The organism is Tepidiphilus sp. J10 (genome assembly GCF_006980785.1).
In the GTDB taxonomy this organism is placed as follows: domain Bacteria; phylum Pseudomonadota; class Gammaproteobacteria; order Burkholderiales; family Rhodocyclaceae; genus Tepidiphilus; species Tepidiphilus olei.
The window spans coordinates 122044-142859 of record NZ_SBHP01000003.1; the positions used below are offsets into that span (position 1 = coordinate 122044).

Sequence of the window (20816 nt, forward strand, 5' to 3'; positions counted from 1 at the left end):
TCTATCGGAAGAGAAGTATACCGCGGGTGGGCTTCAGGTGTCGGCGACGAAGACGCGGTTCTTGCCGGCGCGCTTGGCGCGGTACATCGCTTGATCGGCACGCTCGAAGGCGCTCTCCCAACCGTCGTCGGGGTAGACTTCGGTGACGCCGGCGCTGAAGGTGACCACCCGATGGCGCTCGTCGTGGAAGAAAATCTCGCGCGTGAGGATGCGCTGCAGCCGACGCAGGATTTCGGCGGCATTCTCGGCGGTCGTGCCCGGTAGGATGACGACGAATTCTTCTCCACCGTAGCGACCAATGACATCGTGCTCGCGCAGGTGCCTGCGGGCGATCTCGGCGAGGAATTTGAGGGAATCGTCGCCGGCTTGATGACCGAAGAGATCGTTGATGCGTTTGAAGTCGTCGAGATCGATCACTCCCAGCGCGAGCGCAGGGATGGATCCTTGGCGCAGGGTCTCGATCGTGCGGGAAAAAGCGGCCTCCAAGCCGTTGCGGTTATAGAGACCGGTGAGGGAGTCTCGCACGAGTCGTTCATTGAGCGACTGTAGCTGCGCTTCCAATTCACGTACCTTGGCATCGGCATCCTCGGCTTCACGGCGGGTGCGTTCGAGCGCTTCGTGCGCCTGGCGTGTGGTCTCGCTCATGTGGCGCGTCGCCTGAAGCAAGGTGCGGAGCTCGCCCGCGACGGAGGCGAGATCGTCGGCCTGTTCGATGGCCGTTGCCGCCTGCTGGAGCTGGCTCTGGTACTGCTCGGTCTCTCGGCTCATACGCCCCAGGTGCGAGAGAAAATCCGCCAGCAGGCGTTTGAGTTCGGCTTCGGCCTGGCGCTTGCGCTCGAGGGCGCGTTGCAAAGGGTCGAGCAGGGCGTCGAGCCGTTCTTGCAGCAGGCGCACCAACTGCGGGGTGAAGATGGTGGCCGGCTCAAGAAGTTCAGCGCGCAGGTGGGCCAACTCGACCCGGATGCCGTCGTTGTCGCTGCCGACGAGTTCGAGCGCTTGCAGGGAGCGACCGAGCAGCTCGAGGAGCGCCCCGATGAGGGCAACGGTATCGACCTCTTGATTCGCAGTAATCGGAGTTGGAGCAGTCTCCCCGGGCGATTGGCGCAGCCCAGAGATGAAACGCTCGAGCCGTCGGGGAAACCAACGGCTTTGTCCTTCCGCGAGGATCGATTCCAAGGCGTGAAGTTTGCGCTCCGGCGTCCAACCGGGAGCAGCATGCTCCCAGGCGTCGATCAGTTGTCGAATCAGGGCAACCCACGAGATTTCCGTTTCGTGGGCCGGCGGCAGGGCGAGCAGGGCTTCTTCGACGTCGGCCAGCGCTTGGGCCGTTTCGTTGCGCTTGAGGTGATCCCGTGCTCGCCCGAGTGCCGCGCAGGCCTTCTCTCCCGCGCGGGGAAGTTTGGCTACGAGCTGTTCGAGCATGCGAACGAACCTCGGCGGCAGCGGCTCCGGTTCTCCGGCCAGTTCGCAGTAGACACGGGTGTAGTTCTCCGGAGTCGGGGGTTGTCGCAGTTGCGACAGACGCAAGAGGGTTTCTTTGGCGAGATCGACGGGCGAGGTGGGCATCGTTCGAGGCACGCGAGAGGCGGCAAGGGAATCAGTGTATCACTGCGGCCGTTCAGCGGCGGCATCGGCGAGCAGCAGCTCGACCAGATCACGGCCGAAGGCTGGCAGCAGGTCGAGGCTGCGCACGCAGATCTGCAGATCGCGCTTGGCCCACTCGTCGTTGAGACGTATCAGACGAATGTTCATCGATTTGGCATGGCGCCGGGCAGCCGACTCCGGCAAGATGCCGATACCGATGTCGGCCTCGATCATGCGACAGACGGCGGTGAAATTGCCCACTTGGATGCGAATCTTGAGGCGTCGGTTCAGGCGGGTCGCCGCTTCGACGAGAAAACCGTGGATCGCGCTCGTCTCGGTCAGGCCGATGAAGCCGTAATCGAGCGTCTCGGCAAAGTCCGCCGCGGGTTTGGCGGCCAGTGGGTGGCTGGGGGCAACGGCAAGGACGAGCCGGTCGCGCCGATAGGGCAAGGCTTCCAGTCCTTCGGTGCGCACGTTGCCGGCGACGATCCCGATGTCGGCCATTCCCTCGGTGACGGCGCGCACGATTTCCTGGCTGAGGCGCTCGCGCAGCTCCACGTTTACATTGGGGTGCCGTGCCAGATAGGTGCGCAAGACCTCGGGTAGGAACTCGGTGGACGTGGTGTTGGCAAAAATGCGCACCTGTCCTTTTACACCGTTAGCATATTCCAGGAGATCGCCGCACAAGTTCTCGAGCTGGCCGAGTACTTGCCGGGCGTGGTTGAGGAACACCTGCCCGGCGGGGGTGAGACAGACGCCGCGGTTGGTGCGCGTAAACAGCTTCAAGCCGAGGCTTTCTTCGAGGTTCTTGATGCGCATGCTCGCGGCCGGCAGGGAAAGATGGGCGCGCTCGGCTCCGCCGGTGAGGCTATTGGCTTCGGCGATATGCACGAGCAGCCGAAAATCCGCGAGATCGAAATGCATGCTCGGTGTTTGGCCATCTTGAGGATCGGAGAACATTGTACCGTATGCCTTCGGACGAGGTTCAAGCCGGGTGAAAGGGGGGTTTGGCAGATACGAATTGTCTCGGGCGCCAAGCTGAGGCAAACTGCGATGGCTTTCCTTGGGATGAGAGCTGGGATCATGGACGTGAATTTCGATGAATTGCGGCGATGGATCGGCCGCAGTCAGACCCAGGACGATACGGTGACTCCGGTGCCGGTGGCAGCGTTGGCCGCTACCCTCGATCGCGACGATCCCCTACCGCAACCCGGAGACGAACTGCCCCCGCTGTGGCACTGGATTTATTTCCTGCCGCTCGTGCGGCATTCCGAACTCGGGTCCGACGGGCATCCGCGGCGAGGCGGTTTTTTGCCGCCGGTACCTTTGCCGCGGCGCATGTGGGCGGGCGGGCGATTCGAGTTCTTCCACCCGCTGCGTGTGGGGGAAGCCATCCGGCGCACCTCGCGCATCGCCGACGTGAGCCTGAAAGAAGGGCGCAGCGGCACCCTGGTGTTCGTGCGCGTGCGCCACGAAGTGAGCAACGACGCCGGGGTGGCGCTGGCGGAGGAGCAGGACATCGTCTATCGCGAGGCACCACGCCCGGGTGAGACCCCGCCCGCGCCCAAAGCGGCGCCGCTCGATGCTGCGTGGCACAGCGAGATCGTGCCCGATCCGGTGTTGCTCTTTCGCTATTCGGCGCTGACGTTCAACGGGCACCGCATCCACTACGATCATCCTTACACGACTCATATCGAGGGCTACCCGGGTTTGGTGGTGCACGGGCCACTCACGGCAACGCTTCTCGTCGATCTGCTGCGCCGCCATTTGCCGCGCATGCGGCTGGAGCGCTTTTCGTTCCGCGCGGTGCGGCCGCTCTACGCGCCACGGCCTTTTACCGTGTGCGGCAAACTGGAGGCCGACGGCAAGACGGCCACCTTGTGGACGAGGGATGCCGATGGCTGGGTGACGATGGAAGCCAGTGCCACCCTCGCCTGAGTGCCCGTGAGGAGAAGGAACAAGATGAACGAACTCGATCGACCCGATGATCCTTACCGTGACATTCGCGACGGCGTGCGGGCCGTATGTGCCCAGTTTTCCCCTGAATACTTCCGCGCGCACGACGAGGCGCGCACCTATCCGGAAGAATTCGTCGACGCCCTCACCCGGGCAGGCTGGCTCGCCGCACTCATCCCTCAGGAATATGGCGGAGCCGGGTTGGGACTGGCCGAGGCCTCGGTGATCATGGAAGAAATCAACCGCTGCGGCGGCAATGCCGGGCACTGCCACGGACAGATGTACAACATGGGCACGCTGGTGCGCCATGGCTCGGAGGAGCAGAAACGGCGCTATCTTCCCAAGATCGCTTCCGGCGAACTGCGCCTGCAGTCGATGGCGGTGACCGAACCCACCACCGGCAGCGACACCACCAAGATCAAGACGACCGCCGTAAAAAAAGGCGACCGCTACGTGGTCAATGGCCAGAAAGTGTGGATCTCGCGTGTGCAGCACTCCGATCTGATGATCCTGCTCGCGCGTACCACACCCGTCACCGAAGTGAAGAAGAAGTCCGAGGGTATGTCGATCTTCCTCGTCGATCTGCACCAGGCGATCGGGCACGGCCTCACCGTGCGGCCGATCCGCAATATGGTCAATCACGAGACGAACGAGCTCTTCTTCGACAATCTGGAGATCCCGGCCGAGAACCTCATCGGCGAGGAAGGCAAGGGCTTCAAATACATCCTCGACGGCTTGAACGCCGAACGCACCCTGATTGCGGCCGAGTGCATCGGCGACGGCTACTGGTTCATCGACAAGGCACGGCGCTATGCGGCCGAACGTGTGGTCTTCGACCGGCCCATCGGCAAGAACCAAGGGGTGCAATTTCCCATCGCCGAGTGCTACATCGAGATCGAGGCGGCGAACCTCATGCGCTTTCGCGCCTGTGCCTTGTTCGACGCGCACGAGCCTTGCGGCGCCGAAGCCAATATGGCGAAGTATCTGGCGGCCAAAGCCTCGTGGGAGGCGGCCAACGTCTGCCTGCAGACGCACGGCGGGTTCGGTTTTGCCGCCGAATACGACGTCGAACGCAAGTTCCGCGAGACGCGTCTCTATCAAGTGGCGCCGATCTCGACCAATCTGATCCTCTCTTACGTGGCCGAGCACGTGCTCGGACTACCGCGTTCTTTCTGAAGGGGGTCGTGATGCGGCCGCTCGAAGGCATTACCGTCGTCACGTTGGAGCACGCCATCGCCGCCCCGTTTTGCACCCGGCAACTCGCCGACCTCGGTGCGCGGGTCATCAAGATCGAACGCCCCGGCGTGGGCGACTTCGCCCGGGCTTACGACGAGCGGGTGCGGGGGATGTCCTCGCACTTCGTGTGGACCAACCGTTCCAAGGAAAGTCTCACCCTCGATCTCAAGCATCCCGAGGCGAAACCGGTACTCGATCGGCTGCTTGAGCGCGCCGACGTGCTGGTACAAAATCTCGCCCCCGGAGCGGCGGCGCGTCTGGGATTGTCCTTTGCCGCGCTGCAGCCGCGCTTTCCTCGCCTCATCGTGTGCGACATCTCCGGCTATGGCGCCGAGGGTCCTTACCGCGACAAGAAAGCCTACGATTTGCTCATTCAGAGCGAATCGGGGTTCCTGTCCGTGACCGGCACTGCGGAGCAACCGGCGAAAGCGGGCTGTTCGATCGCCGACATCTCCGCCGGCATGTACGCCTACAGCGCCATCCTGGCCGCCCTCTACGAGCGCGAACGCACGGGCAAGGGAAAGGCGATCGAGATCTCGATGTTCGAGACCATGGTCGAGTGGATGGGGTTTCCCCTCTACTATGCTTTCGACGGCGCCCCACCGCCGCCGCGCACCGGCGCTTTCCATGCCTCGATTTTCCCTTATGGCCCTTTCCGTGCCGGCGACGGGCGTACGGTGATGTTGGGCATCCAAAACGAGCGGGAATGGGTGAAGTTTTGCGAGCTCGTCCTTGGTCAGCCGGAGCTCGCGAGCGATTCGCGCTTTTCCTCGAATTCCAAACGCAGCGCGGCCCGCGCCGAGCTCACTGCCATCATCGAGAACGTTTTCGCCGGTTTGAGCGCCGAAGAGGTGGTCGACAGACTCGAAGCCGCGCAGATCGCCAACGCCCAGATGAACACCATGCACGACGTCTGGCGCCATCCCCAGCTCGAGGCGCGCCGCCGCTGGGTGGAGATCGATTCTCCCGTTGGGACCTTGCCGGCGCTCTTGCCGCCCACGGCGCGCACGCCGCAGGAAGTGCGCATGGATCCGGTGCCGGCGCTGGGGGAGCATACGGAAGCCTTGTTGGGTGAATTGGGGTTCGATGCACCGGCGATCGCCCGGCTGCGCGAACACGAGGTGATTTGACGCGGGGAAATGACGATGGATGCGCATCCGAGCAAGACTCTGGCCGAGTTCGCGGCCACCCTTGAACCCAAGGCGATCCCGGAAACGGTGCTGCGCCGGGCCGAAGAGCTCTTCGTCGACTGGTTCGGCTCGGCGCTCGCCGGCAAGGGCGCCCGCCCGGTCGAGGCGATCGAATCCTTGGCACGAGAGATGGGGCCCGGGGCAGGGGAGGCCGAAGTGCTGATCTCGCGCCGCCGTACCAGCCCCTATTTCGCTGCCATGGTCAATGCCGCGGCGTCGCACTATGCCGAACAGGATGACGTGCACAATGGCTCGGTGTTCCATCCGGCAGCGGTGGTGTTTCCGCCGGCGCTCGCCTTGGCCCAAAGCTTGGGGCGCAGCGGCGAGGAATTTCTCACGGCGGTGGTGGCAGGCTATGAAGTGGGGATCCGCGTCGGCGAGTTCCTCGGCCGATCGCACTACAAGATTTTTCATACGACCGGAACGGCCGGTACGCTCGCCGCGGCGGCCGCGGCCGGCAGGCTTCTGCGCCTCACCCCTACTCAGATGCTGGATGCCTTCGGCTCGGCCGGTACGCAGGCCGCCGGCTTGTGGGAATTCCTGCGCGATGCCGCCGACTCCAAGCAACTGCATACGGCGCATGCGGCCTCGGCCGGCTTGGCCGCTGCCCTGCTCGCGGCCAAGGGGTTTACCGGCGCGAAACACGTTCTCGAAGGACCACAGGGAATGGGCGCCGGCATGTCGCGCGATGCCGACCCCGCTCGCCTCACCGATCGGCTCGGCAGCCGTTGGGCTTTGGCCGAGACCTCGTTCAAATACCACGCTTCCTGCCGCCACACGCACCCGGCGGCCGATGCGCTGCTGCACGTGATGCGACAACATGGCCTCGAGGCCGAGGACATTGCGCGGGTGCGCGCCTACGTACATCAGGCGGCGATCGACGTCCTGGGGCCAGTGGTCGAGCCGCAGACGGTGCATCAGGCGAAATTCTCCATGGGGACGGTCCTCGGACTCATCGCGGTGTTCGGTCGCGCCGGGCTGCAGGAGTTCGAAACCGCTTTCCGCGATCCGCGCGTCGTCGCCTTCCGTGGCAAGGTGAACATGGTGCTCGACCCGGAGGTCGACTCGGCCTACCCGCAGCGCTGGATCGGCAAAGTCGTCGTCGAGACCGTCGATGGACGAACTTTGAGCGGTCGCGTCGATGAACCCAAGGGCGATCCTGGCAATACCTTGTCGCGGACCGAGATCGAGGAAAAATTCCGCCAGCTGACCGAGTATGGCAAGGCCGCCACGGGCGAGGAGGTCGATCGCCTGTTGCCGCGGCTGTGGGCCATCGCCCAGGCGCCACGCGTGGCCCGATTCTGGGAGTGAGGTCGATGAAGCTCGCCCGTACCTACCTCTTCGTTCCCGGCAATCGGCCCGAGCGTTTCTCCAAGGCGCTGTCGGCGGGTGCCGACGTCGTGATCCTGGACATCGAGCCTACTCTCGCAGCCCGCGGTGAGCGCCGTGATCTTGCCAAGGCGGAGCGGAGCCATCGAATGGTCGATCGGCCTACGGATGATCATCGCCACCCAAACATCATCTGCCGCGCGAAGCGCGCCTTGAGCGGCAGGCAGGCATCGAGTGCGAGCAGGGCGGCGCCGCGCGTAAGCGGCAGCAGGCCTTCCTGGGGCAGGAATCCGCGCACGAAGCCGTCGGTGAGGCCGATGGTGAGCCGTCGATCGAGGGCGCGGCGCCGGGCGTAGCGCTCGAGCGTCCAGGCGCTGCCGGGATCATCGGCCTCGCGCAGCAGCTCCACTAGGGTGGCGAGGTCGCGCGCGGCGAGGTTGAAGCCTTGGCCGGCCACCGGATGCAGGGTCTGCGCTGCGTTGCCCAACCAGACCGTACGCTCGGCCACCGGTCGGCGGCGCCAGCGCAGCACCAAAGGATAGGCGGCGCGGCCGTGGATTTCGCTCAGGCGCCAGCGGTTGCCGAAGGTATGTTCCAAGCGGTTCAGGTAATCGGCGTCGGGCTGCGCCAGGGCGCGTTCGGCTTCGCCATGCGGCATCACGTGGACGAAGGTCCATTGGCCGTGATCGGGCAGGAGCGCCGCGGGTCCTTGGGAAGTGAAGCGCTCGACGGCGGTCTCCGGCGCGAGCCCCTCGGCGTGCACCCAGCCGATGAGGGCGCTCTGGCCATAGTCGTGGGACACGACCCCTTCGGCCTCGGCGGGAAGCCGTCCCTCGGCGCGGGCGCAGAGCCGGGCATGGAAGGCTCCTTTGGGCGTGCGCAGGGCGATGCGCTCGCCCTGCGCGTCTGCCGACTCGACCGGAGTCTCGTCGAGCACGGCGATGCCGCGGGTTTGTGCCGCGTCGAGCAGGGCGGTGATGAGATCCGAGGCGCGCACGACTGCACCGAAGAAGGGAACTCCCAGTACGTGCGCCTCCAAGCGCACGCGGCCGAAACCTCGCTGCGAGACGTGAATTGTGCGGATCGGCGTGGCCGGGAGCCGCTCGGCGATCTGCAACCGTTCGAACTGACGCCAGGTGCCGAGCGAGAGCGCCAGCACCCGGGCATCATCGGTGAGCCTCGCGAGTGGCCGGGCATCGAAAACGAGGGTATCGCGCCCGAGCTCGTGTAGCCACAGGGCGAGGGTCAGCCCTACGGGGCCGGCACCGACGATGGCGACTTCCGGGGCAGAGGAGGAATGGGGCATGGCGATCGTCCTCGGGTCAAGCCGTTTCGTGCTGCATCAGCGCTTCGATCGCCTCGGGCGCAACCGGCACGTCGCGTGTGAGTAGCCGACAGCCTTCTTCGGTCACGAGGGCGTCGTCCTCGATGCGGATGCCGAGGTTCCAGAAGTCGCGCGGTACGTCGTCGGCCTCTGGCACGTAGAGCCCCGGTTCGACGGTGAGCACCATGCCGGGCACGAGCGTGACCGGCTGGCCGTGCTCGTGCGTGGGCCCGGCGTCGTGTACGTCCAGACCCAGCCAGTGACCGGTGCGGTGCATGTAGAAGCGCTTGTAGGTCTGCCGTTCGAGCGCTTCGTCGAGCGTACCGGAAAGGAGCCCCAGGTCGAGTAGCCCTTGAGTGAGCACGCGCACCGCCGCCTGGTGGGGTTCGTCGAAGGTGGCGCCGGGGCGGATCGCGGCGATCGCCGCCTCCTGCGCCGCGAGCACGAGGTCGTAGAGTAGGCGCTGCGGCGGGCGGAATCGCCCATCCACGGGGAAAGTGCGGGTGATGTCCGATGCGTAACCGTCGTATTCGCAGCCCGCGTCGATGAGTACGAGCTCGCCCGCTTTCAGCCGCGAGCGGTTGTCGGTGTAGTGCAGGATGCAGGCATTGGCGCCGCCGGCGACGATGGAGGGGTAGGAGGGGCCTTGGGCGCCGTGGCGGCGGAATTCGGCGATCAGTTCCGCTTCCAGCGTGTATTCATGCACGCCGGGGCGGCAGACGCGCATGGCGCGGCGGTGGGCATGGGCGGCGATGCTCGCACTGCGCTGCATCAGGTCGAGCTCGAAGGCATCCTTGACGCGGCGCATGCGTCCGATGAGCGCGCGGGCGTCGTGCAGCGTGGCCGGTGCCGGTGGGCCGAGGCGGGCCTTGGTGCGCAGATTCGGTAGCAGCCGCCGCAGGCGGGCGTCGATCTCCTCGCTCTCCGCCAGCGGCAACCACAGCGCCGGCGTGCCGGCGAGAAGTTCCGGCAGCTTCGTGTCGAGCTCGGCGAGCGGGAAAGCCGCTTCCAACCCCAATGCCTGGGGGGCGGCGGCCACGCCCAGACGACGCCCTTCCCACAACTCTTTTTCCGGGTCGCGGTCGCGGCAAAAAAGCGCGCTGCGCGGTTCTTCGTAGGTACGCAGCAACAGCCAGGCGTCTGGTTCGATGTAGCCGGTGAGGTAGTAGAAATCGCTGTCGAAGCGGTAAGGATAGGTGGTACCGCCGTTGCGGATGCGCTCGGGGGCCGTGGGCAAGAGCAACGCACCGCCGCCAGCGCCTTCGAGTTGATGCAAGAGGCTCGCACGGCGCTTGGCGAAGGCACTCAGGTCTTCGTGGTAACGGCCGACGGGAAAATCGGGGTTCATTCGCTCTCCTCGGGTGCTGCCGACAACTGGCGGCGCAGGGCGTGCAATCGTTCGGGGGTGCCGACGTCGACCCACAGGCCATCGTAGCGCTCCCCGCTCACCTTGCTCTCTTGCATCGCTGCGCGCAAGAGAGGCGCGAGCGGTGCGCGCACTCCGGCAGGCAGCGGCCGGAAGAAATCCGCGCGGTAAAAGCCGATACCGGCAAACGTGAGCGGTTCGCCGCGAGCCTCCTTGGCATCAGGATACACCAAGGCATTTGCTCCCAGGGCAAAGTCTCCTTGGGGGTGGTGTACCGGATTGGGGACGAGCAGAAGATGTGCGAGGAACCCGGCTTCGAGCCGGCGCCGGGCGCGGCGTACGAAAGCGGCCACGTCGAGCGGGCAGTAGACGTCGGCATTGACGACGAGAAACGACTCGGCATCGAGCAGCGCCAACGCCTGGCGCACCCCTCCGGCCGTCTCCAGGCCCGGCGCCGGCTCGGGGCTGAAGCGCAATGGCGGGGGTCCTTCGCGCCGCGCGAGGTGCGCAACGATCCGCTCGCCGAGCCAGCAGGGATTGACCACGGCGCGGCGGCAGCCCGCGGCGGCGAGCCGGTCGAGCCAGTGGTCGATGAGCGCCTTGCCGCCTACTTCCACCAGCGGCTTGGGGCAGGTGTCGGTGAGTGGGCGCAGGCGCTCCCCGCGTCCGGCGGCGAGCACCATCGCCACGAATCCCTCAGAAAGTGTACCCAACGGCCAGATCCTCGGGATGCAAGCGCTCCAGCAATCGGCGCAAGGGGGCGAGTTCCCCGTAGCGGCGGCTCGCCAGCAGCAAATGACGGCGCACGCGCGGCAGGTCTTCGAGATAGCGCGTCTTGCCGTCGCGATGTGCGAGCCGGGCGAAGATGCCCAGCACCTTGAGGTGACGCTGTACGCCCATCCATTCGTAGTCGGTATAAAAGGACTCGAACTCGGCGTGGATCGGCAGCCCCAGGCGCTTGGCCACCTGCCAGTAGCGTACCAGCAGGTCGAGCGCGAATTCTTCGGTCAGATCGACGTAGGCATCCTTGAAGAGGGAGACCGCGTCGTACGTGATCGGGCCCCAGACCGCATCCTGAAAATCGAGTACGCCCGGACCGCGCCCCTCGTCGAGCAGCATCAGGTTGCGGCCGTGGTAGTCGCGATGCACGAAGACCCGCGGTTGCGCGAGCGCCCGTTCCACCAGTACCGCGAAGAGGCGATCGAGCATTGCTTCTTCGCTCGGCGTGAGGGTCACACCCAGGTGGCGACGCACGTACCATTCGGGAAAGAGGCTCAGCTCGGTGAGCAGTTTTTCCCGATCATATTCCGGCAGCCAATCGGGGCGCGGCAGGGCCTGCAGGGTGGCGAGCGTTCCCATGGCCTGGGCGTAGCGCTCGTGGGCGGATTCTGGGGAAACGTTGCCGGCGTAGGGTCGATCGCCGAAATCTTCCATGAGAACGAAGCCCTCGCTCGCATCGACCGCCTCCACGCGCGGCACGGCGATGCCGGAATCATGCAGCAGCCTCTGCACGGCGAGCCACTGGCCGATAGGCTCCTTGTCGGGCGGGGCATCCATGACGATGCGCGTGCCGCCTTCCGGCAGGGCAACGCGCCAGTAGCGGCGAAAGCTGGCATCGGCGCTCGCCGGACGAGGTTCGGCGGCAATGCCGAGATCGGCCAACCAATGGCGCAGGCGCGCGAAGCGATCCATGAGGGCGGGCTCCTTGCGGTACAATGGCGGACGATTTTATCAAAGCCGAGGCTGTGTGCCCGTGACTTCGGGGGAGTCGAATTTTGCGTGACGGGGAAAATTTTGGTTTGCTTGCCTGGGCGGCGGTGTTCCTGGCCTGGAGCCTGCCGTGCGCTCGAGCGATCGCCCAACCCTTGTCGCCTTTACCGGTGAAACCGGAGCTCCTTGGCCTGCCACCGGCGCCCAAGCCCGTCCTCGTCGCACCAACTTCGCCTACGGCGACGCCCTCTGGAGCCTCGGTCACCGTCGTTCCTTCGCCAACGGAAGGAACCGCTCAGCCTTTACCGCCGGCAAGCGCGCCGCGACCCTCGGCGTCGCAGCAAGATTCGCCGACACCGCCGCCCCCTGTTCCCCTTTCCGCCACGGTCGAGCCCGAACCCGCATCGGAGGACGCTGCGCCGCGCACCCCGACTCCTCCTTCCGCCTCGCCCGGAACGTCATCGAGCCCCGCGCCGGCTTCTTTGCCCGCGGCGCAGCCCGGTGCGACGTCCAGCACACAGCAAGCGTCTCGTATCCGCCTTTCTGCCGATGCGGTGAGTGGCACCGAAACCTCCCTCCTACCTCAGGGGACGATCGTCGAAGCCGACGAGATCCGCGGCGAGCGAGGGGTTGCCGTCGAAGCCATAGGTAATGCTGAAATCATACGAGACAGCCTTCGCATCCGAGGGGATCGCTTGCGCTTCGACGAGCTCACCGATGAGGCGAGCGGCGAGGGACGAGTCGTCATCCAGGACACGGCCAAGGGCTTCCAGGTCGAGGGACCGCGGGGGCGTCTCTATGTCACGGCCAAAGAGGGCGAGATCGAGCAGCCGGTCTATCGCTACGATCCACCGGAGCACGTCAAGGATCAGAGCCGCGCGGGTCACGGTCAAGGGCAGAAGCTCTTCTTCGAAGGGGAAAACCAGTATCGCCTGCTCAGGGGCACCTGGACGAGCTGTCCTGCCCCGGATCCGGCCTGGTACGTCAAAGCCGATGAGCTAAAGCTCGACTATGACCGAAACCAGGGGCAGGCAAGGAACATGTCGCTCGTTCTGCACGGAGTGCCGATCCTGGCTGCGCCTTACGCCGAATTTCCGCTGAGCAAAGAGCGAAAGTCTGGTTTCCTTACGCCAACCGCGGGGATGTCCACCCAGTCCGGATTCGACGTGGCGGTTCCGTATTACTTCAACTTGGCCCCGAATTACGACGCCACCCTGACGACGCGCCTGATGGCCAAGCGTGGGGTACAACTGGGGGGGGAATACCGCTACCTCACCCCGAGCTATCAGGGGCAGCTGCGTGGGGAATTCCTGCCCAGCGACCGCCAGGCCGATCGTAACCGTGCGTTGGGCTCCCTGCAGCATCAACAATCGATTTCCCCCAGCTGGTCGTATTCACTAGACCTCAACGCCGTCAGCGACAAAAACTATTTTCGTGATCTGAGTAGTCGCATCGAACTGTCTTCGATCTCGCACCTGGTTCGCCAAGGACAGCTCAATTACTACAATCCGGCAGGTTGGGGTGGATCGCTGTTGATGCAGGAATACCAGACGGTAGACCGAGACGTCACCGAGCCTTACCGCCGTTTGCCTCAGCTGACTTTGTGGCACGATCCGCTCGATCTTCCCGGCGGCCTTCAGCTCGATTTGGGCGGGCACTATACTGAATTCCGGCATGATCAGGCCGGTTCTCCCGGTCTCTATGGCATGAACTGGGTCGACGGAAGCCGGTTCGTGCTCGCTCCGAGTCTTTCCCTGCCGATCTACCGCAGCTGGTGGCATTTCGAGCCCAGGGTTCAATGGCATTACAGCCGCTACGACCTGGATCAGGCAGCCATCGAACAGGGAAGGACCCAGATCACCCGCAGCATCCCCATCACCTCGCTCGACATGGGGCTCGCTTTCGAGCGTGACGCGGCCTTCTTCGGCCGGGATTGGTTACAGACCCTCGAGCCGCGTCTTTTTTACGTGAACACTCCTTATCGGCGGCAGTCGGACATCCCCTTGTTCGATTCGAGCCGTTTCGGCTACGGATTTGCCCAGATTTTCTACCCCAACCGCTACGTCGGGGACGATCGGATTTCCGATGCCGACCAGATCACTTTTGCCGTCACGTCGCGTTTGCTCGAATCCCAAACCGGTTGGGAACGCCTGCGCGTCACTTTGGGTCAACGCTACTACTTCGAAACGCCTCGAGTGCTGATGCCCTATGAGAGCCCCATTCTCGATCGACGGACCGACGTGCTCGGTGAAGCCGATGTACACCTGACCCGACAGATGCAGTTCAAAACCTTCTGGCAATACAACCCCAACGAAAACCAGACGCAGCGCCTGAATACGGGCGTGCGCTATCAACCAGGTTTTGCCCGGGTGCTCAATCTCGACTACCGTTATACTCGAGATCTCCTCGAAGACGTGGGCATAGGCGTGCAGTGGCCGCTGGCCAAACGATGGGTCGGGGTGGCGCGCATGAGCCGCTCTTTGCTCGAAGAGCGCCTCACCGAGGCCATCGTGGGGTTGGAGTATGACGGCGGCTGCTGGGTGCTGCGCACCGCCTTCCACCGTTATGCCTTGTCTGCTGATGACGAGAACACGGCATTTTTCGTGCAACTCGAACTCAATGGATTGGGTAGCCTCGGCTCCAGCCCAGAAACGCTATTGCGCCGCTCGGTTCCCGGGTACGGCAAGATTCAACCAACCGCCACCAGCACGATGCTCGGAACCGAAGGGGGGATGTGATGGGTACCTCGATTGGCCAACTGCGTAGCCACATGGCCTGGTTGCGCAGTGCTTGCATGATTGCACAACGACGCCCAAGAGGGCTGCGTGGGCTATTGCCCTTTCTTCTGGTGCTCTGGATGTGGCCGGCCTCCGCGCTCGAGCTGACCCGGGTCGTGGCCGTGGTCAACAACGAGCCCATCACGTCTACCGAATTGAACCAATACCTCGTCCGCGCTCAGAATCAAGTGGCCAAACAGGGGCTGCAGATCTCCGAATCCGACTTGCGCCAGCAAGTGCTCGAACAGATGATTTTGGAGAAACTGCAACTGCAGGTAGCCAAACGCATGGGGATCTCCGTCGATGATGCGGCCGTTTCCCGGGCAATCGAGGACATCGCCCAGCGCAATGCCCTCACTTTGGATGCCTTGGAACAGGCACTCGCCGCCGACGGGATCAGTTTCGATCAGTTTCGCGAGCAGATTCGCCGCGAAATGACCATCGCTCGGCTGCGTGAGCGAGAGATGGAGGGGCGGGTGACGGTGTCGGATACCGAGGTCGACCACTTTCTCGCCAACAACCCCGATCTGATGCGCCGCATCGAGGCGGAAGCAGGCAATGTGATCCAGACCCGCGTACGCCACATCCTGATCCGTACCAACCAGGCCACCAACGACGAATCGGCTCGAGCACGGCTCCTTGCGTTGCGAGAACGCATTCTCAATGGGGCAGACTTCGCCGAGCTTGCCCGGGCCAATTCCGACGACGGCTCCGCCTTCAAGGGAGGAGATCTCGGCTGGATCAACCCGGGCGATACCGTGCCTGCCTTCGAGGAAGCGATGAACCGACTCGAACCGGGCGAGATTTCCCAACCGGTGAAAACCCCCTTCGGCTGGCACCTGATCCAGGTTTTGGAGCGCCGTCCGCTCACTGCCTCCGAAGACTATCGCCGTAACTACGCCAGGCAGATCCTACGTCGCCAAAAACTCGAGCAGGCCTACAATGCTTGGTTGCAAACCATTCGCGCCGAGGCCTTCGTCGAAATCCGTCGCGACGCTCTGGAGGGAACATGAAACCGATCGCCCTCACCACGGGCGAACCTGCCGGGGTCGGCCCCGAGCTCTGCGCCCGGCTTGCCGACCGTCTGTGGCCCGCGCCGCTCGTGCTGATCGGCGATCGGGAATTGCTGCGCCAACGCGGTGCGCCGCCGCTGCCCGAATTCGATCCCGCCGATCCTGCGCCCTTGTCGGTACGCCATGTCCCGCTGCGCGCCCCTTCCAAGCCCGGTTGCCTCGAACCGGCCAACGCGCCTTACGTGCTCGAAGTGCTTGACACGGCGATCGACGGCGTGCTCGAAGGCACCTTCGCCGCGATCGTCACGGCGCCGATCCAAAAAAGCCTCATCGCCGATTCGGGGCGCATCTTCACCGGACATACCGAGTATCTTGCCGAGCGTAGCGGCACGCCGTTCGTGGTGATGATGCTTGTGGGTGCGGGGTTGCGCGTCGCGCTGGTCACCACTCATTTGCCCTTGACTGAAGTGCCTGCCGCCGTCACGCCGCAGCGGCTCGAAGCCGTGCTACGCATCCTCCATCGGGATCTGCAGCGCCGTTTCGGCATCCCCCGGCCGCGCATCCTCGTGACCGGCCTCAACCCGCACGCCGGCGAGAGCGGCCATATCGGACGGGAAGAAATCGAGGTCATCACTCCCGTGCTCGAGCGGTTGCGCGCCGAGGGGATGACCCTGGTCGGCCCTCTGCCGGCCGATACGCTCTTTACGCCCCGAGTGATTGCCGGCAGTGACGCCCAGCTCGTCATGTACCATGACCAGGGCTTGCCGGTGCTCAAGTACGCCAGTTTCGGCAACGGCGTCAATGTTACCCTCGGTTTGCCCTTCATCCGCACCTCGGTCGATCACGGTACGGCCCTCGATCTGGCCGGTACCGGGCGCGCGGATCCGGGTAGCCTCTTCGAGGCGGTCACGCTCGCCTGTCTGCTTGCTTCCGTCGAGGAGCGTCTTGCCGCTCAGGGAGAAAGCGGCACGTGATCGCCGAAGTACAAGGCCACCGGGCGCGCAAGCGCTTCGGGCAGAATTTCCTGCGTGATCCCAACGTGATCCGGCGCATCGTCGCCACGATCGACCCGAAACCAGGCGAGCACCTCGTCGAGATCGGCCCGGGGCTCGGCGCGCTCACCGAGCCGCTCATCGAAGCCGCCGGCCAGCTCACGGCCATCGAACTCGATCGCGATCTCGCCGCCCGCCTGCGGCAGCGCTTCCCCGCGGAGCGGCTGCGGCTCATCGAAGCCGACGCCTTGCGTTTCGATTTCGCCACTCTGCCGGCCCCTTTGCGGGTGGTAGGAAATCTGCCATACAACGTGTCGACGCCACTACTGTTTCACCTCGCGGACTACGCCGATCGCATCGCGGACATGACCTTCATGCTGCAAAAGGAAGTCGTGGAGCGCATGGCGGCCGCTCCGGACAGTGCTGCCTATGGGCGATTGTCGGTGATGCTGCAGCAGCGATTTGCCGTGCGCAAGTGTTTCGACGTGCCGCCGGGTGCATTCGTGCCCACGCCGAAAGTCACTTCCAGCATCGTGCGCCTCACTCCTTTGCCCGAGGGGACGCATACCCTCGAAGATCCCGAACGATTCTCCCGGCTGGTCGCCGCCGCCTTCAATCAGCGGCGCAAGACGTTACGCAACGCCTTGAAAGCGTCGATTCCGGATCCGGCTCTCTTCGTTCAGGCGGGGATCGATCCAAACGCCCGTGCGGAGACCCTCGCGGTCGAGGATTTCGTGCGGCTGGCAAACGTGCTCGCGCACGCGCCAGCCTCTGGGGCATGAGGCTCAGGAATTCTGGCCGGAGCCGGATTCCTTGGTCTTGCAGGTGTTCACCCCGATGAGGGTATAGAGCGGGCACCAGTTGAAAAGCCCGGTGGCAAGCGGCAGCACCCCGATCCACGTCCAGGGCGTACCGATACCCATCAAAGCGAGCACGATCAACAATACGCCCACGACGATACGAACGATCTTGTCGACGCCTCCGACATTTGGTTTCATGGCGCTATTCCTCCTGGTTGATGGGGGATTCCGCATTTCATCTTAGCACTTTCACTCGATGCGAGGGGGTCGATTCCATGGATTTTTTTCTTCTCATTCTCTTGGCGATGCTCATCGGCGTTGCGTCGTCCTTTTTCTGGGCGCGTTTATCGCTCTCGGCTCAGCGCTCCAGTTTCGAGCGTGAGCTCGCCCAACGGCAAGAAGCGGAACTGCGCTTGCAGAGCGAATTGCGCCAGCGCATCGAGTCCCTGGAGAGCGAGCGCCGCCTGCTGCACGAAGAAGTGGCGCAACTGCGCGGCGAGCTGACTCATCGCGCCGGCTTGGCAGAGCGCCTGGCCGAAACCAACCAGCGCCTCGCGGAAGTGCAAACCCGCTGGCAGCAAACCTTGGAAGAAAACCGGCGCTTGGCCGAACGTCAAGCGGCTCTGACCCAGGAACTCGAAGCCGAACGCCGGGCAGCGGCGGCCAAATTGCGCTTGCTCGAAGACGCCCGTCAGCAGCTCACCGAGCAATTCAAGAACCTGGCCAACGAGATCCTCGAAGAGAAGTCTCGCCGCTTCACCGATCAAAATCAGGCGCAACTCGCCGGCTTGCTCGAACCGCTCAAGATGCGCCTGACCGAGTTTCAGCGCAAGGTCGAGGAAGCCTACGTCAATGAAGGCAAGGATCGCACGGCACTGGCCGAGCAGGTGCGTCAGCTCATGGCGCTCAACCAGACCTTGAGCCGGGAGGCGCGTCAGCTCACCGAGGCGCTCAAAGGCTCGAGCAAGACCCAGGGCACCTGGGGAGAGCTCGTGCTCGAACGTGTGCTGGAGGCCTCGGGCCTGCGCCGCGGCGAGGAGTACGAGGTGCAGGTGTCGCACACCGATGGCGAAGGACGCCGCCTGCAACCCGACGTCGTGATCCGCCTCCCCGAGGGGCGGCACCTCGTCATCGACGCCAAAGTCTCGCTCAATGCCTATGAAGACTACACGGCCGCTACGGACGAGAATGCCCGCCAGGCGGCGCTCAAACGGCACCTCGATTCGGTGCGTACGCACATGAAAGGACTGTCGCAACGACGCTATGAAGAACTCTACGGCGTGGGGTCGCTCGACTTCGTGCTGCTCTTCGTGCCGATCGAACCCGCATTCATGCTCGCCGTCACGCACGACCGGGACCTCTTCATGGACGCCTGGCAACGCAACGTGCTGCTGGTGAGCCCCTCGACGCTGCTCTTCGTCGTGCGCACCGTGGCCCATCTGTGGCGCCAGGAACAGCAGAACCAGAACGCCCAAGAAATCGCCCGACGGGGTGCCGAGCTCTACGACAAGTTCGCTGGATTCGTTGCCGACTTGCAGGCGCTCGGGCAGCGCCTGGAGCAGGCGCGCAGCGAGTACGACAAAGCGATGGGCAAGCTCGCCACCGGCAAGGGAAATCTGCTGCGCCGTGCCGAGTCGCTAAGGGAACTGGGGGTGAAACCGGGAAAGAATTTGCCGCTCGGTCTGCTTGCTGACGATCCCACGGGAGAGGATCCGTTGGCAGAGTCGGCAGGGAAATCCGAAACATGAAAAACCCCCGGCCGGAGCCGGGGGTGTAGGGGTTTTCTGATTGAACGATCAGTGGTCCGAAGCGGCCGCAGCGCCCAGGCCGGTTTCGGAGCGTACCCGTTGGGCAGCATAGGCCGCCCGCTCTTTCTTCGCCTGCTCGCTCTGGTCGAGCACCGAGAAGAGCCAGGTGCCGATGAAGCCGACCAGCATGGAGAAGAGCGCCGGCGAGGTATAGGGGAACCAAGCCGAACCCTTCGCATTGCCGAGCACGTCTTCCCACACCGCGGGTGAGACGACGGTGAGCCCCACCGAGGCGATCAGGCCGAGGAAGCCGCCGGTCACCGCCCCGCGCGTGGTGCAGTCTTTCCACAGCACCGAGAGCAGCAGTACCGGGAAGTTGGCCGAAGCCGCGACCGCGAAGGCGAGCGACACCATGAAGGCGACGTTCTGTTTCTCGAAGGCGATGCCGAGCAACACGGCCACGACGCCCAGGCACAGCGTGGCGATGCGCGAGACGCGCAGCTCGGAGGCCGAATCCGCCTTGCCTTCCTTGAAGAGCGTCGCATAGAGGTCGTGCGACACGGCCGAGGCGCCCGACAGGGTGAGTCCCGCCACCACTGCGAGGATGGTAGCAAACGCCACTGCCGACATGAAGCCGAGGAAAATGTTGCCGCCCAGGGCGTTGGCGAGGTGGATCGCCGCCATGTTGCTACCGCCCTTGAGCGCGCCCTTGGCGTCGAGGAAGCTTGGATCGGTGAGCACGAAGATGATCGCGCCAAAGCCGATGATGAAGGTGAGGATGTAGAAGTAGCCGATCCAGGTGGTGGCCCAGAGCACGGATTTGCGCGCCTGCTTGGCATCCGGCACCGTGAAGAAACGCATGAGGATGTGCGGCAGGCCGGCCGTGCCGAACATCAGCGCCATGCCAAAGGAGATCGCCGAGATCGGATCCTTGATGAAGTTGCCCGGCCCCATGATCGAGTGCCCGACGTTCTTCGCCACCTCCATCACGTCCTTGCCCTGTTCGGCCGCCGTGGCGACCACCTTGGGATCATTGAGGGCGAGGTTGGTCTTGATCTCCACCGCTTTGGCGAACATCGCCTCCAGGTTGAAGCCGAAGTGGAAGAGCACGGCGAAGGCCATGAAAGAAGCACCCGCGAGCAGGAGACACGCCTTGATGATCTGCACCCAGGTGGTGGCGGTCATCCCGCCGAAGAGCACGTAGACCATCATCAGCACGCCGACGATCACCACCGCCATCCAGTAGTCCAGACCGAAGAGCAGCTTGATGAGCTGACCGGCACCGACCATCTGCGCGATGAGATAGAAGGCGACGACCACCAACGTACCGGCAGCGGCGAAGGTGCGGATCGGTCCTTGCTGGAAGCGGTAGCCGGCCACGTCGGCGAAGGTGAAACGACCGAGGTTGCGCAGCCGCTCGGCGAGCAGGAAGGTGATGATGGGCCAGCCGACCAGGAATCCGATCGAGTAGATCAGCCCGTCGTAGCCGTTGGCCATGATCGCCGCCGAGATGCCGAGGAAGGAGGCCGCGGACATGTAGTCGCCGGCGATCGCCAGGCCGTTCTGGAAGCCGGTGACTCCGCCGCCGGCAGTGTAGAAGGCCGCTGCCGTTTTCGTGCGTCCCGCTGCCCATTTCGTGATCCACAGCGTCAGGCCGACGAAGGCCACGAACATGAGGATCGCGGTCCAGTTCGTTTCCTGCTTGACGGTTTGCCCCAGGTCGCCGCCGGCCGCGAAGGCGACCCCCGTGATCGCGAGTAGCGCCAGTGGGCCGCCGAGTTTCGTTGCCAT

18 protein-coding genes are annotated in these 20816 nt (G+C 64.3%); 9 read left to right on the forward strand and 9 right to left on the reverse strand.

Annotated features, from left to right (window positions below; all coding sequences use genetic code 11):
- Window positions 1–33: 33 nt before the first annotated feature.
- Together EPD81_RS06450 and EPD81_RS06455 are read right to left on the reverse strand one after the other, a co-directional pair.
- Entirely contained in the window at window positions 34–1566 is a 1533-nt protein-coding gene (locus EPD81_RS06450; protein WP_142804628.1) for a diguanylate cyclase, read from the reverse strand.
- Between the two features lie 39 nt (window positions 1567–1605).
- Window positions 1606–2508, reverse strand: a complete 903-nt coding sequence (locus EPD81_RS06455; RefSeq protein ID WP_142804629.1) for a LysR substrate-binding domain-containing protein — start codon at window positions 2506–2508, stop codon at window positions 1606–1608.
- Window positions 2509–2667: 159 nt separating this feature from the next.
- On the opposite strand from EPD81_RS06455, the gene EPD81_RS06460 reads away from it, so the two are divergent.
- The 4 genes from EPD81_RS06460 to EPD81_RS06475 are packed head-to-tail and all read left to right on the forward strand — an operon-like array spanning window position 2668 to window position 7277.
- Complete coding sequence (locus EPD81_RS06460) at window positions 2668–3522, forward strand: MaoC family dehydratase N-terminal domain-containing protein (protein ID WP_142804630.1); 855 nt, start codon at window positions 2668–2670, stop codon at window positions 3520–3522.
- 24 nt (window positions 3523–3546) lie between these two features.
- Window positions 3547–4716 carry an acyl-CoA dehydrogenase family protein gene (locus EPD81_RS06465; RefSeq protein WP_142804631.1) on the forward strand — a complete coding sequence of 390 codons (1170 nt, stop codon included), beginning with the start codon at window positions 3547–3549 and terminating at the stop codon, window positions 4714–4716.
- 11 nt (window positions 4717–4727) lie between these two features.
- Entirely contained in the window at window positions 4728–5906 is a 1179-nt protein-coding gene (locus EPD81_RS06470) for a CaiB/BaiF CoA-transferase family protein (RefSeq protein WP_142804632.1), read from the forward strand.
- Window positions 5907–5915: 9 nt separating this feature from the next.
- Window positions 5916–7277, forward strand: coding sequence for an MmgE/PrpD family protein (locus EPD81_RS06475; protein ID WP_142804633.1), 1362 nt, complete (start codon window positions 5916–5918; stop codon window positions 7275–7277).
- Window positions 7278–7467: 190 nt separating this feature from the next.
- Here the strand turns inward: EPD81_RS06475 and EPD81_RS06485 are convergent, their stop codons facing one another.
- The 5 genes from EPD81_RS06485 to EPD81_RS06505 form a co-directional block, all read right to left on the reverse strand.
- A complete protein-coding gene (locus tag EPD81_RS06485) occupies window positions 7468–8601 on the reverse strand; it encodes an FAD-dependent monooxygenase (RefSeq protein WP_142804634.1) in 1134 nt (377 codons plus the stop codon).
- A 16-nt stretch (window positions 8602–8617) separates the two neighbouring features.
- Window positions 8618–9967 carry an aminopeptidase P N-terminal domain-containing protein gene (locus EPD81_RS06490; protein WP_142804635.1) on the reverse strand — a complete coding sequence of 450 codons (1350 nt, stop codon included), beginning with the start codon at window positions 9965–9967 and terminating at the stop codon, window positions 8618–8620.
- Window positions 9964–10668: a nucleotidyltransferase family protein gene (locus tag EPD81_RS06495; RefSeq protein ID WP_142804681.1), complete on the reverse strand. Its 705-nt coding sequence runs from the start codon at window positions 10666–10668 to the stop codon at window positions 9964–9966. The genes EPD81_RS06490 and EPD81_RS06495 overlap by 4 nt, the downstream gene beginning before the upstream one ends.
- Window positions 10669–10681: 13 nt before the next feature.
- Window positions 10682–11677, reverse strand: a complete 996-nt coding sequence (locus EPD81_RS06500) for an aminoglycoside phosphotransferase family protein (RefSeq protein ID WP_142804636.1) — start codon at window positions 11675–11677, stop codon at window positions 10682–10684.
- 313 nt (window positions 11678–11990) lie between these two features.
- Window positions 11991–12212 carry a hypothetical protein gene (locus EPD81_RS06505; RefSeq protein ID WP_142804637.1) on the reverse strand — a complete coding sequence of 74 codons (222 nt, stop codon included), beginning with the start codon at window positions 12210–12212 and terminating at the stop codon, window positions 11991–11993.
- A gap of 37 nt (window positions 12213–12249) precedes the next feature.
- On the opposite strand from EPD81_RS06505, the gene EPD81_RS06510 reads away from it, so the two are divergent.
- From EPD81_RS06510 to rsmA, 4 genes are all read left to right on the forward strand, one after another.
- Window positions 12250–14433, forward strand: a complete 2184-nt coding sequence (locus EPD81_RS06510) for an LPS-assembly protein LptD (RefSeq protein ID WP_221929253.1) — start codon at window positions 12250–12252, stop codon at window positions 14431–14433.
- Window positions 14434–14552: 119 nt separating this feature from the next.
- On the forward strand, window positions 14553–15485 hold the full coding sequence (locus EPD81_RS06515) for a peptidylprolyl isomerase (RefSeq protein ID WP_185955377.1): 933 nt from the start codon (window positions 14553–14555) through the stop codon (window positions 15483–15485).
- Window positions 15482–16459, forward strand: a complete 978-nt coding sequence (pdxA, locus tag EPD81_RS06520) for a 4-hydroxythreonine-4-phosphate dehydrogenase PdxA (RefSeq protein WP_142804639.1) — start codon at window positions 15482–15484, stop codon at window positions 16457–16459. The genes EPD81_RS06515 and pdxA overlap by 4 nt, the downstream gene beginning before the upstream one ends.
- Window positions 16456–17259 (forward strand): 16S rRNA (adenine(1518)-N(6)/adenine(1519)-N(6))-dimethyltransferase RsmA, encoded by an 804-nt coding sequence (gene rsmA / locus EPD81_RS06525; protein ID WP_255446495.1) that lies wholly within the window; start codon window positions 16456–16458, stop codon window positions 17257–17259. The genes pdxA and rsmA overlap by 4 nt, the downstream gene beginning before the upstream one ends.
- A 3-nt stretch (window positions 17260–17262) precedes the next feature.
- On the opposite strand, the gene EPD81_RS06530 is transcribed toward rsmA, so the two are convergent.
- Window positions 17263–17475, reverse strand: a complete 213-nt coding sequence (locus EPD81_RS06530) for a DUF2892 domain-containing protein (RefSeq protein ID WP_142804640.1) — start codon at window positions 17473–17475, stop codon at window positions 17263–17265.
- A gap of 77 nt (window positions 17476–17552) precedes the next feature.
- Between EPD81_RS06530 and rmuC the strand changes: the two genes are divergently transcribed.
- Window positions 17553–19025 carry a DNA recombination protein RmuC gene (gene rmuC, locus EPD81_RS06535; protein ID WP_142804641.1) on the forward strand — a complete coding sequence of 491 codons (1473 nt, stop codon included), beginning with the start codon at window positions 17553–17555 and terminating at the stop codon, window positions 19023–19025.
- A gap of 48 nt (window positions 19026–19073) precedes the next feature.
- Here the strand turns inward: rmuC and EPD81_RS06540 are convergent, their stop codons facing one another.
- Window positions 19074–20816 carry a cation acetate symporter gene (locus tag EPD81_RS06540; RefSeq protein ID WP_221929254.1) on the reverse strand — a complete coding sequence of 581 codons (1743 nt, stop codon included), beginning with the start codon at window positions 20814–20816 and terminating at the stop codon, window positions 19074–19076.